The sequence below is a fragment of the Pseudonocardia sp. ICBG1142 genome (genome assembly GCF_020496255.1).
Classification (GTDB): domain Bacteria; phylum Actinomycetota; class Actinomycetes; order Mycobacteriales; family Pseudonocardiaceae; genus Pseudonocardia.
In genome coordinates, this window is record NZ_JAHLJC010000032.1 from 116,097 (window position 1) to 130,397 (window position 14,301).

General features: G+C 76.7%; 10 protein-coding genes and 2 pseudogenes. 4 read left to right on the forward strand and 8 right to left on the reverse strand.

Going from position 1 to position 14,301, the window contains the following annotated elements; all coding sequences use genetic code 11:
* Positions 1-17: 17 nt before the first annotated feature.
* From KPL59_RS30885 to serS, 4 genes are all read right to left on the reverse strand, one after another.
* A complete protein-coding gene (locus tag KPL59_RS30885) occupies positions 18-674 on the reverse strand; it encodes an ester cyclase (RefSeq protein ID WP_226351386.1) in 657 nt (218 codons plus the stop codon).
* A gap of 114 nt (positions 675-788) precedes the next feature.
* Positions 789-4,166, reverse strand: coding sequence for an ATP-dependent DNA helicase (locus tag KPL59_RS30890; RefSeq protein WP_226362933.1), 3,378 nt, complete (start codon positions 4,164-4,166; stop codon positions 789-791).
* A gap of 72 nt (positions 4,167-4,238) precedes the next feature.
* The gene (locus KPL59_RS37295) at positions 4,239-5,696 is read right to left on the reverse strand and encodes a family 16 glycosylhydrolase (protein ID WP_226362934.1); all 1,458 of its coding nucleotides are present in this window, start codon (positions 5,694-5,696) and stop codon (positions 4,239-4,241) included.
* A gap of 215 nt (positions 5,697-5,911) precedes the next feature.
* A complete protein-coding gene (serS, locus tag KPL59_RS30900; RefSeq protein ID WP_226362935.1) occupies positions 5,912-7,162 on the reverse strand; it encodes a serine--tRNA ligase in 1,251 nt (416 codons plus the stop codon).
* 80 nt (positions 7,163-7,242) lie between these two features.
* Here serS and KPL59_RS30905 point away from each other — a divergent pair, with 80 nt between their 5' ends.
* Positions 7,243-8,091, forward strand: a complete 849-nt coding sequence (locus KPL59_RS30905; RefSeq protein ID WP_226362936.1) for an LLM class F420-dependent oxidoreductase — start codon at positions 7,243-7,245, stop codon at positions 8,089-8,091.
* Between the two features lie 10 nt (positions 8,092-8,101).
* Positions 8,102-8,776: a phosphatase PAP2 family protein gene (locus tag KPL59_RS30910; protein WP_226362937.1), complete on the forward strand. Its 675-nt coding sequence runs from the start codon at positions 8,102-8,104 to the stop codon at positions 8,774-8,776.
* A 53-nt stretch (positions 8,777-8,829) separates the two neighbouring features.
* On the opposite strand, the gene KPL59_RS36245 is transcribed toward KPL59_RS30910, so the two are convergent.
* The 3 genes and pseudogenes from KPL59_RS36245 to KPL59_RS37890 all read right to left on the reverse strand — a co-directional run.
* Complete coding sequence (locus KPL59_RS36245; RefSeq protein WP_308187992.1) at positions 8,830-9,279, reverse strand: PD-(D/E)XK nuclease family protein; 450 nt, start codon at positions 9,277-9,279, stop codon at positions 8,830-8,832.
* Positions 9,206-11,524, reverse strand: a pseudogene (locus KPL59_RS36250) (PD-(D/E)XK nuclease family protein); the annotation flags it as partial. The pseudogene KPL59_RS36250 and the gene KPL59_RS36245, both read right to left, overlap by 74 nt.
* 101 nt (positions 11,525-11,625) lie before the next feature.
* Positions 11,626-12,297: pseudogene (locus KPL59_RS37890) on the reverse strand (UvrD-helicase domain-containing protein); the annotation flags it as partial.
* A 44-nt stretch (positions 12,298-12,341) separates the two neighbouring features.
* Between KPL59_RS37890 and KPL59_RS30930 the strand changes: the two are divergent.
* Positions 12,342-12,623 carry an MGMT family protein gene (locus KPL59_RS30930; RefSeq protein ID WP_020622958.1) on the forward strand — a complete coding sequence of 94 codons (282 nt, stop codon included), beginning with the start codon at positions 12,342-12,344 and terminating at the stop codon, positions 12,621-12,623.
* A 6-nt stretch (positions 12,624-12,629) separates the two neighbouring features.
* Here KPL59_RS30930 and KPL59_RS30935 read toward each other — a convergent pair whose 3' ends face one another.
* Positions 12,630-13,259 (reverse strand): TetR/AcrR family transcriptional regulator C-terminal domain-containing protein, encoded by a 630-nt coding sequence (locus KPL59_RS30935; protein WP_226362938.1) that lies wholly within the window; start codon positions 13,257-13,259, stop codon positions 12,630-12,632.
* A gap of 79 nt (positions 13,260-13,338) precedes the next feature.
* Here KPL59_RS30935 and KPL59_RS30940 point away from each other — a divergent pair, with 79 nt between their 5' ends.
* The gene (locus tag KPL59_RS30940) at positions 13,339-14,295 is read left to right on the forward strand and encodes a zinc-binding alcohol dehydrogenase family protein (protein ID WP_226351379.1); all 957 of its coding nucleotides are present in this window, start codon (positions 13,339-13,341) and stop codon (positions 14,293-14,295) included.
* The last annotated feature ends 6 nt before the right edge of the window (positions 14,296-14,301 follow it).

The following is a 14,301-nucleotide window of genomic DNA, read 5'->3' on the forward strand; positions in this document are numbered from 1 at the left end:
GGCGCCACGGCCGGATCTCAGCCGCGCACGATCCCGGCCTGCTGCCGGAACGTCAGGTTGTCCTCCAGGTGCCAGTCCTCGACGATCCGACCCGACGGGCCGATGTGCTGGATGTCGATCGCACCGAAGTCGATCGCCTGCCCGCGACCGCGCGCACCCTGGTACTCGCCGGTGAAGCGGCCGCGGAACACCAGTCGCGCGGTGACCGTGTCGCCGGTGACGTACAGGTCGACGAGCTCGCAGCGGAGGTCGGGCACCGCCGCCCGGAACCCGGCCGAGGCGGCCACCGGCCCGTCCGGCCCCTGGGGCCGTCCGGCGGGCATCGTCCGGTCGACGAACGACGGGTCGACGGCCCGGTCCAGGTGGGACCGGTCGCCGGTGTCCCAGAACGTGTAGAGCTCCTGTGCGACGTCGACGGCGTGTCGGGCCGCGTCGGTGTCGAGTGACCGGTCCACGTGCACCGTGCCGGGCTCGACCAGACCGTGGCTGCGGTCGACCAGGTCGGCGTCGTCGGCCGGGCGCGGTGCCGTGCCCACCGCCACCGCCGGCCCGGCACCGGCCGCCGCCGGGCCGGCCGGGGTCCCGGGTTCGGTCCCCGCCGCACCGCAGCCGGCGAGAACGGCCGTCGCCGTCCCCGCGGCCACCACGGTCCCGATCGCCCTGTGCGCCTGCATCGCCTGTACTCCTTCCGGGACCGGTGTCTCCGTGCCCGTCCGGTACAGCGCGCCCCGACAGCGGAGCCATCCCGTCGCGCCGTCGATGCTCCGACGGTCTGCGATCGACGGAATCTATGCCTCGACGGCCGCCGTCGGCACTCCCGCGACGAGGTCGTGCAGCGCGCGGGCGTCGAGCAGGTCCGCCGGGCGCAGGGTGACGCCCTCGCGGACGTAGTGGAACGCCGCCCGCACCCGGTCGGGCTCGACGTCCTGCAGCGCCGCCCACGCCAGCCGGTACGCGGCCAGCTGCACCCCGACCGCCTGCCTGCGGTCCTCGGCGGGCAGGCCGCCGGTCTTCCAGTCCACGACCGTCCAGCCCCCGTCGGGGTCGGCGAACACCGCGTCCATCCGGCCCCGCACAGCGACCCCGGCCAGCACCGTCTCGAACGACACCTCGACCTCGACCGGCCGGCGGCCCGCCCACTCCGACGCCTCGAACGCCGCCTGCAGCTCGGCGAGCTCGGTCGCGTCGGCCTCCGAGGACACCGACTCGTCGGCGGCGCCGGGCAGCTCGTCGATGTCCAGCAGGCGTTCCGCCCCGAAGCGCTGCTCCAGCCAGGCGTGGAAGGCGGTGCCGCGGCGGGCGTGCGGATTGGGCGGCATCGGCACCGGACGACGCAGGCGGACGGCGAGCGCGTCCGGGTCGTCGGCGAGCTCGACGAGCCGGCTCACCGACAGCCGCCCGGGCAGCGACACCGTGGGCCGCTGGGCGGCCGCGGCCCGCTCCGCGAGCAGGACGTCGACGTCGGCGGCCCAGCCCTCGGGATCCCCCTCCGCGTCGACCACGCCGGCCCCGGACTCCGGGTCGGGGGCCGGGGGCAGCTCGAGTGCGAGCTGGTCGGTCTGCGCGGCGCGGCGCGGCCGCTTCGGCCGCCGGGCGCGCAGCACGGCGCGAACCATCTCGGCCCCGGAGCGCACGTCGTCGGCGCGGTCGTCGAACGGGTCCGGCGGCCACTGAGCGGTCCGTTCGACGCCGAGCGCCGGGTTCCCGGCGTCGATCTCGGGCGGGGGCGCCCAGTGCTCCAGCACGCCGACCTCGGAGCCGCCGGGCCCCTCCAGGATCTCGGCGAGCTCGGTCAGGAACGCCGACGGCTCCTTCGGCCGCTCCCCCGTCGCGGGCCAGCGGTGCCCGGACACCAGCAGCACCCGTTCGGACCGGGTGAGCGCGACGTAGAACAGCCGGCGCTCCTCGGCGAGGCGGCGCTCGTCGAGGGCGTCGTCGTGGTCGTCGAGCGCGGTCTCGACCTGCTTGCGGTCGGCGCCCGGGGGCGGCAGGTGCAGGCCGGGAAGGTCGTCGGCGTCGCCGCGCAACGGCACCGGCAGCGCGGCCGGGTCCTTCAGCCAGGACCCGGACATCTTGCGACCGGGGAAGACCTGGGAGACCAGGTGCGGGACGGCGACGACCTCCCACTCCAGCCCCTTCGCCGCGTGCACGGTCAGGATCTGCACCCGGTCCGGGGCGACCTCCACCTCGCCGGGGGTCAGCCCCTCCTCCGCCTGCTCGGCGGTCTCCAGGTAGTCGAGCAGGCCCGGGAGCGACGGCACGTCCGCGCCGGCGGCGAAGTCGGCGACGACGTCGGCGAACACGTCGAGGTGCGCCCGGCCGGTGGGGCCGGGACGGGCCGCCGTCTCGACGTCGAGGAGCAGGGTCCGCTCCACGTCGGCGACCAGGTCGGTCAGCGGGGCCGCGGTGCGGGCGCGCAGCTGGGCGAGCTCGCGGCCGATGCGCCGGATCCGGTCGAACCCGGCCGGGGAGTAGCGCTCCGGGCCGCCCGGGTCGTCGAGGGCGTCGACGAGACCGGCCTGCTCGGCCTGCTCCCCGGGCAGCGCCCCCAGCGCCAGGTCGGCGGCCGACAGCGGCCCGGGGCGCGCCGGGCGGTGCGGGACGAGCTCGCGGGCGCGCTGCCACAGCGCGGCCAGGTCGGCGATCCCGAGCCGCCACCGGGGCCCGGTCAGCAGCCGTACGGCGGCCGGTCCGGCGAGCGGGTCGGACACCACCCGCAGCGCGGAGACGAGGTCGCGGACCTCGGGGGTGGACAACAGCCCACCGAGCCCGACGACCTCCACCGGGACCCGCCGGTCGCGCAGCGCGGCGGCGAGCGCGTCCATGTCGGAGCGGCGCCGGACCAGCACCGCGGCGGTGGGCGGGGTGCCGTCGGCGTGGCCGGCGTGCCAGAGCTCGGCGATGCCGTCGGCGGTCCAGGCGACCTCGGCCGCGACGTCGGGCAGCAGGGCGGCCCGCACGTCGCCGGGGCCCGCACCGTCGAGCGGGCGCAGCTCCCCCACCCGGACGGTGCCGGGCGCGGTCCGCAGCGGCTCGGAGACCCGGTTGGCCAGCACGAGCACCTCGGCCGGGTTCCGGAAGCTGGTGAGCAGGCCGTGCACGGGGGCGGGGTCGCCGCCCGCGGCGGGGAAGTCGGTGCGGAAGCGCGCCAGGTTCCCGGCACTCGCGCCGCGCCAGCCGTAGATCGACTGGCAGGGGTCGCCGACCGCGGTGACCGAGCGGTACTCCGGGTCGTCGCCGGGCTCCGGGGCGAGCCCCGGCGGCACGCCGAACAGCGCGCGGAGCAGCACCCGCTGGGCGTGCCCGGTGTCCTGGTACTCGTCGAGCAGCACGGCCCGGTACTGGGCACGCTCGATCCGCCCGACCTCCGGGTCGGCCTCGGCGATGCGGGCCGCGAGTGCCATCTGGTCGGCGAAGTCCATGGCCTGTTCGGCCTGCTTGCGCCGGGCGAACTCCTCGACCAGCGGCAGCAGCTCGCAGCGCATCCGCTGCGCGGCGATGCGGGCCTTGTACCCGGCCGAGGGTTCGGCGCGCTGCCGCTTGCCGGGCGGGGCGTGCTGCAGCACCGGCAGCATCCGCTCGGCGAGGCGCCGCACCTGGTCCGGCTCGACGAGATGCTCCCCCAGCTCCCCGGCCAGGGAGAGCAGGTAGCCGGTGACGGTCGCGGGCACCCGGTCGATCTCCAGGTCCGCGGCCCAGGTGGAGACGACGCGGTGGGCCAGCTGCCAGGCCGCGGTCGGGCCGAGCAGCCGGGCGGCGGGCTCGGCGGGCAGCCGCAGCGCGTGCTCGCCGACCAGGCGCCCGGCGTAGGCGTGGTAGGTGGCGACGGTCGGCTCGCCCGCCAGCAGCGCGGCGCGCCGGGCGCCCGACGGGTCCAGGTCGTCGAGCAGCCGGGCCCCGGCGAGGCGGCGCAGCCGGGACCGGACGCGAGTGCCCAGCTGCTGCGCGGCCTTGCGCGTGAAGGTCAGCCCGAGGACCTGCTCGGGCAGCACCCGGCCGGTCGCGACGAGCCAGACGACGCGGGCCGCCATCGTCTCGGTCTTGCCGGCCCCCGCCCCGGCGACGACGAGCGCGGGCCCGGCGGGCGCGGCGATGACCGCGGCCTGCTCCTCGGTCGGCGGGTGCAGACCGAGCGCGCGTGCCAGCTCGGCGGGGGTGGGGTCCACGGGGACCGTTCTACCCGGCCCCACCGACAGCGGTGCCCGGCCCCCGCCGTCGTCCCGGTTCGGTCTCGGGCGCTATCCGGCGTCGTCGACGGGTGCGAACACGCGGGCCCAGTCGACCTGCAGCCGCACCTCGTCGGGGGTGGACGCGTCCGGAGCGGGGATCCACCCGGAGGCCGGGCCCTGGTCGAGCTGGATGGCCAGGTGCATCGGAGTGGTGGGGATCGCGCGGCGGTCGGTGACCTCCCACCTCTTCACCCCGTCGACGTACCAGGTGATCCGGTCGGGCAGCCAGTCCAGCGCGAAGGTGTGCCACTGGGTGAAGTCGCCGGGGCTGGCGGTCGACAGGATGTGGTTCTGCGCACCGTAGTGGACGAAGGCGGTGGCCGCGTGCCGGTCGCCGAACGGGATCTCCATCATGTCGAGCTCCCCGTCGTCGGGGAACCGCTCGGAGTCCGGCCAGAGCAGGATCGCCGGGCTGTACCCGGTGCCGACGTCGGTGCGGGCGCGGAACTCCCAGCGGCCGTAGAGCTGTCCGTCGTGCATCGCGACGCCGCCGGAGACACCGCCGCCCGCGGCCCGGGGGCGAGCGGTGACGGTGAGCAGGCCGTCGCCGACGCCGACGGCGGACGGGCGGCGCAGGCCGTTGCCGAACCCGCCGGGCGAGTTGTAGACGGTCCAGGTGGAGCGGTCGACGCGGGAGCCGTCGAACTCGTCGCCGCCGACCTGACGCCACTGCTGTGGCGGAGGTGGGGGCGGCGGGGGCGGCAGCTGGTTGTCCAGCGCGGACGTCGCCGGGTCGGCACCGGCCGTGCCGTCCGGCGGGACGAGCACGGTCCAGGTCAGCCCGGCGGCGGCGACGAGCACCAGCGCCATCGCCCCGGCGCCGTGCGCGATCCGCCGGCGCAGGCCGGTGACGGCGCGGTCCGGGCGTACGGCTCGGTCCGGGTGCCCGGCTCGGTCCGGGCGTCCGGCCCGGGCGCCCGTGGCCCGGGCTCCGCGTTCGGTGGGGCGGAGGCGGGACGTGGTGGTGATCGGCCCCGGGGCTGCGGGAACCCGTGCCGTCGAGGTCCGCAGCACGGGGGGCGACGCCGGCGGAGTCGGCGCCGGCGCTGTGGGGATCTGCGCTGTCGGGATCTGCGCGGTGGGGGTCGGCTCGGCCGAGGTCCGCGGCGGGACCGGCCTGGCCGCGGTGCCACCGACCTCCGCTGTCGCTGCGGTGGGCGGCCGGGGCCCGCAGCGCGGACCGGGCACGGCGTCCGGGGCGAGGTGCCTGCCCGTCGACCGGTGCGCGACGACGGCGCAGGTCTCCACGGTGCGTTCCGCTCCGTCCCCGACGCTCGCGGCCGCGACGGTGCCGTCGGCGCGGACGGGCCCGCGGGCCCGCGGCACCGGGGACACGGGCCCCGGTACGGCGTCCCGGGCGGCGGCGGACGGCCCGCGGGTCGCCTCGGCGATCTCGGCGCCGGAGGTCACGCCCGCGCGGCGCGCCCGGGCCCGTCGTCCGGTCGGCCACGGCTCGGGAGACGGCACAGCGGACGGCACGGGAGACGGCACGGCGGACGGCCGACGGGCGTCGGGCCCGAGGGGGCGCCCACCACCGACGGCGGTGTGCTGCGACGTGTCCGGGCGTTCCCCGCCCCGCGACACGCCACTCCCCGGTTTCTCCACGCAAGCAGGACGCACGGGACCCCGTTCGGTTGCTCCGTCAGGAGGTCGCGCGCGTCACCCCGTCTGCGGTAGAGCGATCAGGCCGGCGGGGTGCCGACCGTCGCGGGGGCGCCGTGGGCCCGCAGCACCTCCGGCACGGTGACCGTCCCGTTCGCGTCCTGGAAGTTCTCCATGATCGCGAGCATGGCGCGGGCGGTGGCACCGGTCCCGTTGAGCGTGTGCACGTTCTCGGTCGGCGCACCGGCCTCGCGGCGGAACCGGACGTTCAGGCGTCGCGCCTGGTAGTCGGTGGTGTTCGAGCACGAGGTGATCTCGCGGTAGCGCTCCTGGACCGGGAACCAGGCCTCGATGTCGTACTTCTTCGCGGCCGGGTTGCCGAGGTCGCCGACGGCGATGTTCTGCACCCGGTACGGCAGCCCCAGCTCCTGCACGATCGACTCCTCGTGGGCGAGCAGCTCCTCGTGCACGTCCCGGGAGTTCTCCGGAAGGCAGTAGACGAACATCTCGACCTTGTCGAACTGGTGCACCCGGAACATGCCCTTGGTGTCCTTGCCCGCGGCGCCCGCCTCGCGGCGGAAGTTCGTCGAGAACGCGACGTAGCGCGCGGGGAGCGTGTCGAGGTCGACGATCTCGTCCATGTGGATCCCGGCGAGCGCGACCTCGGAGGTGCCCGTGAGGTAGAGGCCGTCCTTCTCCAGCTCGTAGAGGTTCGACGCCTCGGTGGGCAGGAAGCCGGTGCCGTACATCGCCCGCTCGTTCGCCAGGACCGGGCCGAGCACCGGGACGAACCCCTCGCCGGCGAGCTTGTCCATGACGTAGCGGAACAGGGCCATCTCGAGCCGCGCGACGTCCCCGAACCGGTAGGCGAACCGCGAGCCCGACAGCCGCGCACCGCGTGCCATGTCGACCCGGCCGGTCGACGAGGCCAGGTCCAGGTGGTCGCGCGGGGTGAAGTCGAAGACCGGCGGCTCACCCCAGGTGCGGACGGTGACCGCGTCCTCCTCCGCCATGCCGTCGGCGGCGGTCGGGTCGGGCAGGTTCGGGATGCGGGCGAGCAGCTCGGACCGTTCGGTGTCGGCGACGGCGAGGGCGTCCTCGGCGGTGCGCAGCTCCTCCTTCTCCAGCTTGAACTGCTCGACCTGCTCCGGGGTCGGCTTCCCCTTGGGCCGCTGCTTGGCCGCGGCACGCAGGCTGCCGACGCGGTCGGTGGCCTCGCGCCAGCGCGCGTCGACCTCCAGCAGCGCGTCGAAGTCCGCGGACGCGCCGCGACGGGACAGCGCCGTGCGGAAGGTGTCCGGGTCCTGTCGGGCCGCCTTGAGGTCGATCACTGCTGTTCCAGCCTCTCGCGTAGTGGAGGGGCCATCGTAGGACCGGGAATGATCGGACCCTCGCGGTGGTAGTCACCACCATGAGTGTTTCCCTCGGCCGGTACGGCGTGTGGCGGCACGAGAGCGGGTTGTCCCCCGATCTCGCCGCCGAGATCGAGAAGCTCGGGTTCGGTGCGGTGTGGGTCGGCGGCTCCCCGCCCGGGGACCTGACACTGACCGAGTCGTTGCTCGACGCGACGACCTCGTTGGCCGTGGCCACCGGCATCGTGAACATCTGGGCCACCCCGGCCGACGAGGTCGCGGAGTCCTTCCACCGCATCGAGGCGCGGCACCCGGGGCGGTTCCTGCTGGGGATCGGCGTCGGGCACCCCGAGGCCACCAGCGACTACACCCGCCCCTACGCCGCGCTCGTCGCCTACCTCGACCGGCTCGACGAGCTCGGGGTCCCCCGCGACGGCCGCGCGGTCGCCGCGCTCGGCCCGAAGATGCTCGACCTGGCCCGCGAGCGGTCCGCCGGGACGCACCCGTACCTGACCACACCCGAGCACACCCGCTCGACCCGCGAGCGCTACGGCGCCGGACCGCTGATCGCACCGGAGCACAAGGTGGTGCTCGACGACGACCCCGCCACCGCGCGTGCCCTGGGCCGCCCGGCCGTCGAGAAGCCCTACCTGAGCCTGGTCAACTACCGGAGCAACCTGAAGCGGCTCGGCTGGGCCGAGTCCGATCTCGACGACGGCGGCAGCGACGCCCTGATCGACGCGCTCGTCGCGCACGGCACCCCGGAGCAGGTCGCGGCCCGGCTCGACGAGCACCTCGACGCCGGCGCCGACCACGTCTGCGCCCAGGTCATCACGCCCGGGATGGCGGATCCGGAGGGCGACCTGCGACGGCTGGCGAGCGCCCTGGGGCTCGCCAGCGCGGGCTAACCTGGGCCAGGTGCGCCCCACTCCCGACGACCCGTCCCTGCTGGGACCGTTGCGACGGCCGGCGCCACTGATCGTGGCGGCGGCCGTCGCCGTCTTCGCGGTCCTGGCCTGGGCCTACCGCGGCGACGCGACCGCCGGGCGGATCGACCGCGACGCCGACGCCGTGGTGGACGCGCTGGGACACCGGTCGGGCTCGCTGCTCGCGGACGCGGTCACCTTCGGCTCCCCGCCGACGGTCGTGCTGTTCGCGCTGCTGCTCGCCGGGCTGACCCTGTACCTGCGACGACCGCGGCTGGCCGTGCTGGCCGTCGTCGACCCCGGCCTGACCGGCATCGCGACGACGGTGCTCAAACCACTGATCGGGCGCACCATCGGCACCGCCACCGCGGACGGCTACGCGTTCCCCTCCGGCCACACCGGCGGTGCGGTCTCGATCGGGCTCGTCGTCGCCCTGCTGCTGGTGGGGCTGCTGCCGGTGGCCCGCACCGGACCTGCCGTCGCCACCCTGGCCGCGACGGCGCTGCTGGCCGGAGGCACCGTCGGCGCGGGCATGGTGCGACTCGGGGCGCACTACGCCACCGACACCGTCGGCGGGTTCTGCGCCGCGGTCGCGCTCGGGCTGGGCTGGGTGCGGCGCTGGTCATCGACCGCGTCGCCGACCGCCGGGCCCGACCGGCGCGCGTGACCTGACCACCGGCCCTGACCGACGGGGCGTCCGCTCGGTGGGGCCGGGCCCGCTCACCCGTCCACCACCGTGCGGCCCGTCTCGACCGCGGGGCAGCTCGTACGGACCGGGCAGCGGTCGCAGTCCGGCCCGGCGCGGGCGACGAACACCGCCCCTGCCGAGTCCTCGGCACAGGTCATCAGCACGTCCCGCCAGTGCCCCATCTCCTCCGGGCGCAGCGCCGCCTGCTGCGGCTCCTTGGCCTCGCCGCTCGCCTTGCGGTCGGCCAGGAACAGCAGCCGCGCCCCGCCCGGCTCCACCCCTGCCCCGACGAGCTGGTCGAACGCGCCGAGCGAGGCCGCGAGCTGGTAGACGGCCAGCTGGTGGGTGCTCGGCGGTGGCCTTCGCCGAGGTGGCCGTCTTCCCCGTCTTGACGTCGACGACGACCGGACGCCCCTGGTCGTCGCGTTCGAGCCGGTCGACCCGACCGCGCAGCCGGACCCGGCGCGCCGCCCGCGCGGCACCGCCGCCGCGCCCCGGACCGCCGTCGGTGTCGACCGGCAGCAGCGCGGGGCCGTCCGGCGCCCCCGGGTCGTCACCCTCGCTGTCGTCCCCGGCGTCCAGGTCCAGCTGCACCGGTTGCTCGACGGCCACCAGCTCCAGCCCCTCGGCACGGCTGCGGCGCACCCAGTCGTCGAAGGCGGCGAGCATCTCGCGCACCCGGACCAGCTCGCGACGCCCGAACCACGGGGCCCCGGTGTCGAGTCGCCGCCACGCCGACCGCAGTGCCTCCTCCAGCTCCGCCGGGTCGGCCCCGGCGGCACGGGCCTGGACCAGTGCGTGCACCAGGGACCCGGTGACCGCCGACAGCGCGCCGGTCTCGTCGCCGCCGTGCCGGGACAGCACCCACCGCAGGGGGCAGCCGGCGATCGTCTCGACGTCGGAGGGGGAGATCGGGACGAGCTCGCCCTCGGCGCGCAGCGGGGCGCCGTCGGACAGCTCGGCGACGCCGTACCAGTCGTCGGGATGGGCCCCGGGGACGCCGTCCGCGGCGAGCCGGGCCAGCTGGGCCGCCGCCCGGCGACGACGCGCGGCGCGCCCCGGGTCGCCGTGGTCGGGCTCGGTGACGGCGCGACGCAGCTCCCCGACCAGCTCGGCCATCACCAGGGACCGCTCGGGCCGGTGCACCGGGCGGGCCTCGGCGGCGTCGGCGGGGCGGGGGTCGAGCTCGTCGAGGAACCGGGAGGGCTGCTCGTCCTCCCCCTGCACGGCGCTGACCAGCAGCGTCGTCCGGGCACGGGTGCAGGCGACGTAGAACAGCCGGCGCTCCTCGGCGAGCAGTGGCGCCGTGCGGGAGACCGCGTCGTCGGGGGCGGCGACCCCGCCGACGAGGTCGACGAGCCGTTCGTGGCCGAGCAGGCTGCCGCGCAGCCGTACGTCGGGCCACAGACCCTCCTGCACCCCGGGCACCGCGACGACCGTCCACTCCCGGCCCCGGGCGCCGTGGGCGGTGAGCAGCTCGACCGCGCCGCCCCGGGGGGCCTGCGGGGCCAGGGTCTCCCCCGGCAGCTGCTGGTCGAGCAGGTACTCCAGGAACCCGCCGACGTCGGCACCGGGCAGCCGGTCGGTGTAGCGGGCGGCCGCGTCGAACAGGGCCAGCACCGCGTCGAGGTCCCGGTCGGCGGCCGCGCCGCCCGGGCCCCCACGGGCGCTCGCCTCGCTCCAGCGCTTCGCCAGACCGGTGCGCCGCCACACCTTCCACAGCGTCTCCTCGACCTGGTCACCCGCACCGATCGAGCGGGCGGCGGTGTCGAGCAGGCGGCCCACGTCGCGCATCGGTGCCGCCTCGGCGGGCGAGAGCATCGGCAGCGGGTCGGGCCGGCCCGCGACCGCGTCGCGCAGCATCTCGACCAACAGCGGATCGCTGCTCGCCGCGGCTGGGTCGACCTCACCCGCCTCGACGCGGTCGTCGTCGGCGAAGGTCCGGACGTCGTGCCCCGCGGCGGCGTGCATCCGCAGCAGGCCGCGGCGCAGCCGTCGCATCCGCATGGGGTCACCGCCGCCCAGCGGTGAGGTGAGCAGGGCGGTCGCGAGGTCGGCGTCGATCGCGGACGGCCGCCAGGCCGCGCGCAGCACCAGCAGCAGCGGCACGACGGCGGGCTGGCGCGGCAGCGGCACCTCGTCCGGTGGTGCGGCCAGCGGGACCCCGGCCGCGGCCAGCGCTCGGCGCAGCGCGGGCAGGGTGCGCCGCGCGGACCGCGACAGCACCGCCATGTCCGCCCACGGCACCCCGTCGACGAGGTGCGCGCGCCGCAGCCGGTCGGCGATCCAGCCGGCCTCCGCGGACGGCGACCCGAACACCCGGACCTGCAGGGCCTCACCCACCCCGGCCGCGTCCGGGCCGTCCGGGGCCTCGGGGGCCCCGTCGTCCTGCTCCGGGCCGCGCCGGGTCCGGGTCACCCCGGCGCCCGGCAGCTTCTCCGCCACCCGCAGGCCCGCCGCCCGCACCCCGGGCCGCTGGCGGTGGTCGACGGTGAGGACCTCGGTGGGCGCGTCGAGCACGGTCAGGCCCTGCGGGTCGGCGCCGCGGAAGGTCAGGACCGCCTGGTCGGGGTCGCCCGCGAGCAGCGTGGAACCGGCGTGCTCGGCCAGCGCCGCGACGAGCTCCATCTGCTGCGGGTCGAGGTCCTGCGCGTCGTCCACCAGGAGGTGGCGCACCCGGCGCCGCTCCTGCTCACGCAGGTCCGGGTCCGCGGCCAGGGTGTCCAGCGCCGCGGCGACGAGCTCGGCGAGTCAGCGCCAGCGCCGGCGCCGTGGCCTGCGGGGCGCCCCGCCCGGCCGCCCCCGCGCAGCAACGTGACCTCCTCGTAGGTGCGGAAGAACCGGGCCGCGGCGACCCACTCCTCGCGCCCGTGCTCGCGCCCCAGCTCGGCCAGCTCCCGCGGGCCCAGCCCGCGCTCGGCCGCCCGCAGCAGCAGCTCCCGCAGCTCCGCGGCGAACCCGGGCAGTCCGAGGGCCGGGTCGAGCCGCTCCGGCCAGCCCGAGCCGGGGACGGTGCCGTTCCAGCCGTCGATCTCCCCGGCGAGCAGCTCGCGGACCACCACGTCCTGTTCCGCCGAGGCGAGCAGCCGCGCGCGGCGGTCCTCGTGGCGCGCGGCGTGCAGCCGCAGCACCCCGAACGCGTAGGAGTGCACGGTCCGCACCAGCAGCTCACGGGTGGTGCGCACCCCGAAGTCCCCGGCGAGCTCGCCGCCGCCCGCGGTGAGCAGCGACGTCAGCCGGCCCCGCAGCTCCTCCGCGGCGCGGCGGCTGCCGACCAGCAGGAGCACAGACCCGGGCGGCTCACCGGCCCGGATGCGCCGGACCACCGCGTCGAGCAGCAGGCTCGTCTTGCCCGTGCCCGGCCCGCCCAGCACCCGCAGCGCGCCGCGCTCGTGCGCGAGCACCCGCGCGGCGGCACCGGTCCACTCCCGCGCGGGAGCGGGCCGGGGGTCCGCACGCACCAGGCGCGGCGACGCCTGCTCGGTGGCTGTTCGGCTCATGGGGCGATGAGACCACGGGGCACCGACAGCGTCAGACTGCAGGCGTGGACTCCGAGATCCTGGAGCGGGTGCGCGAGGTCGTCCGGTCGATCCCGCCCGGACAGACCCTCAGCTACGGCGAGGTGGCCGAGCTCGCCGGGATCCGCTCGGCGCGTCTGGTCGGCCGGATCCTCGCCGAGGACGGCCACGACCTGCCGTGGCACCGGGTGCTGCGCTCCGACGGGCGCTCGGCCCCGCACCTCGCCGCCGAGCAGGCGGCCCGGCTGCGGGCCGAGGGGATCCTGATGGTCGACGGCCGGCTGCCCCGTGAGCACCGCAGGCGCTGACCGGCCTCACCCGCCACGGCGCGCGCCGATCCCGGCGACGATCGCCTCCACCCCCCAGGTGAAGGCCTCCTCCGGCAGTGCGACGACCTCGTCGCTCAGGGCGTGGCTGAGCGGCTGCGCGTCCGGGTCGAGCCGGGCCCGGCGGTGCTCGGCGGTGTACGCGGCGCCGCGGACCGGGTCCCGGCGCTCCTGCTCCTCGATCACGAACCCGACGACGTAGGCGTTCACCGTGGCCAGCGCGCGCTGGGCGTCGAGCGGGGCGAACCCCGCGGCGACGAGCGCGGCCAGCGGCACCTCCAGGGAGCGCAGCGCCTCGTCGTCGAGCAGGCGGGTGCCGGCGACGAGCATCGCCCCGTCCCGGTAGCCCCGCAGCGTGTCCCGGGTGCCGGCCGCCGCGGTCCGCAACAGTGTCGCCCAGTCCGACCCGGCCGCCTCCCCGACGCGCTGCAGCACCCGCCGCACGACACGCGTCGCCATCTCGTCGCGCAGCGCCGCCATGTCCGGCAGGTGGTAGTAGAGCGCGCCCGCACGCACCCCGAGCCGAGCCGCCAGCGCGCGGGCGGTGATCGCGTCGAGCCCGCCGTCGGCGAGCAGCTCGAACGCCGCGTCGACGATGGCCTCGCGGTGCAGCGCCACCGGACCCCCCTTGACGTTGAACAGTGTTCAGAGGAGTGTAGGCCACCTGGATTTGAACAATGTTCAACGGAGGTGCCCCATGAAGGCCGCTGTCGTCACGTCGTTCACCACCCCGCCCGCGTACGCCGACTTCCCGGATCCCGATCCGGTCGCCGGGACGGTCGAGGTGCGCATGCTCGCCGCCGGGGTGCACCAGCTGGTGCGCTCGGTCGCCGCGGGCAGCCACTACTCCGCGGGGGACCGGCTGCCGTTCGTCGCCGGCGTCGACGGGATCGCCGAGTTCGACGACGGCCGCCGCGTCTACACCGGTGGCTGCCCGGACCCGTACGGGACGATCGCCGAACGCACACTGGTCCCGGCCGGCTGGGCCGTGCCCGTCCCGGACGCGCTGCCGACCGAGCTCGCCGCGGCCGTGGTCAACCCGGCGATGTCGTCGTGGATGCCGCTGGCCGACCGCGGTGTCCCGACCGGCGGGACGGTCCTGGTCCTGGGTGCGACCGGCGCCTCCGGCTCGCTGGCGGTGCGGATCGCGCTACACCACGGCGCGGGCCGGGTGGTCGCGGCCGGGCGCGACCCCGCCGCGCTGGAGCGGGTCTGCGCCGACGACCGCGTCGTCGGCGTCCGGATCGGCGAGGACCCCGCCGCGACGACCGCCGCTCTCGTGGCCGCGCTCGACGGCGGTCCCGACGTCGTCCTCGACTACCTGTGGGGCCCGGTCGCGGTCGCGGCGTTCGACGCGCTGCGCTCGGGCAGCCTGCAGCACGGCGGGCGGGCGGTGCGCTACGTGCAGATCGGCTCGCTCGCCGGGCGGACCGTCGAGCTGGACGCGGCGATCCTGCGCGCCCGCCGGATCGAGGTCACCGGCAGCGGCGGCGGGAGCATCGACCCGGCGCTGCTGTTCGCCGAGCTGCCGCGGCTGCTGGACGCCGTCGTCACCGAGGGTCTCGACGTGCCGGTCCGGACCGCGGAGCTGGCCGACGTCGAGCGGGCCTGGACCGCCGACGGGCCCGGGCGCCTGGTGATCACCACCGGGTGACCCGTC

Excerpts from the sequence above, each read along its gene's own strand:
- KPL59_RS30885 (WP_226351386.1), bottom strand. The coding sequence starts at position 674 with ATGCAGGCGCACAGGGCGATCGGGACCGTGGTGGCCGCGGGGACGGCG.
- KPL59_RS30905 (WP_226362936.1), top strand. The coding sequence starts at position 7,243 with ATGAGTGTTTCCCTCGGCCGGTACGGCGTGTGGCGGCACGAGAGCGGG.
- KPL59_RS30940 (WP_226351379.1), top strand. The coding sequence starts at position 13,339 with ATGAAGGCCGCTGTCGTCACGTCGTTCACCACCCCGCCCGCGTACGCC.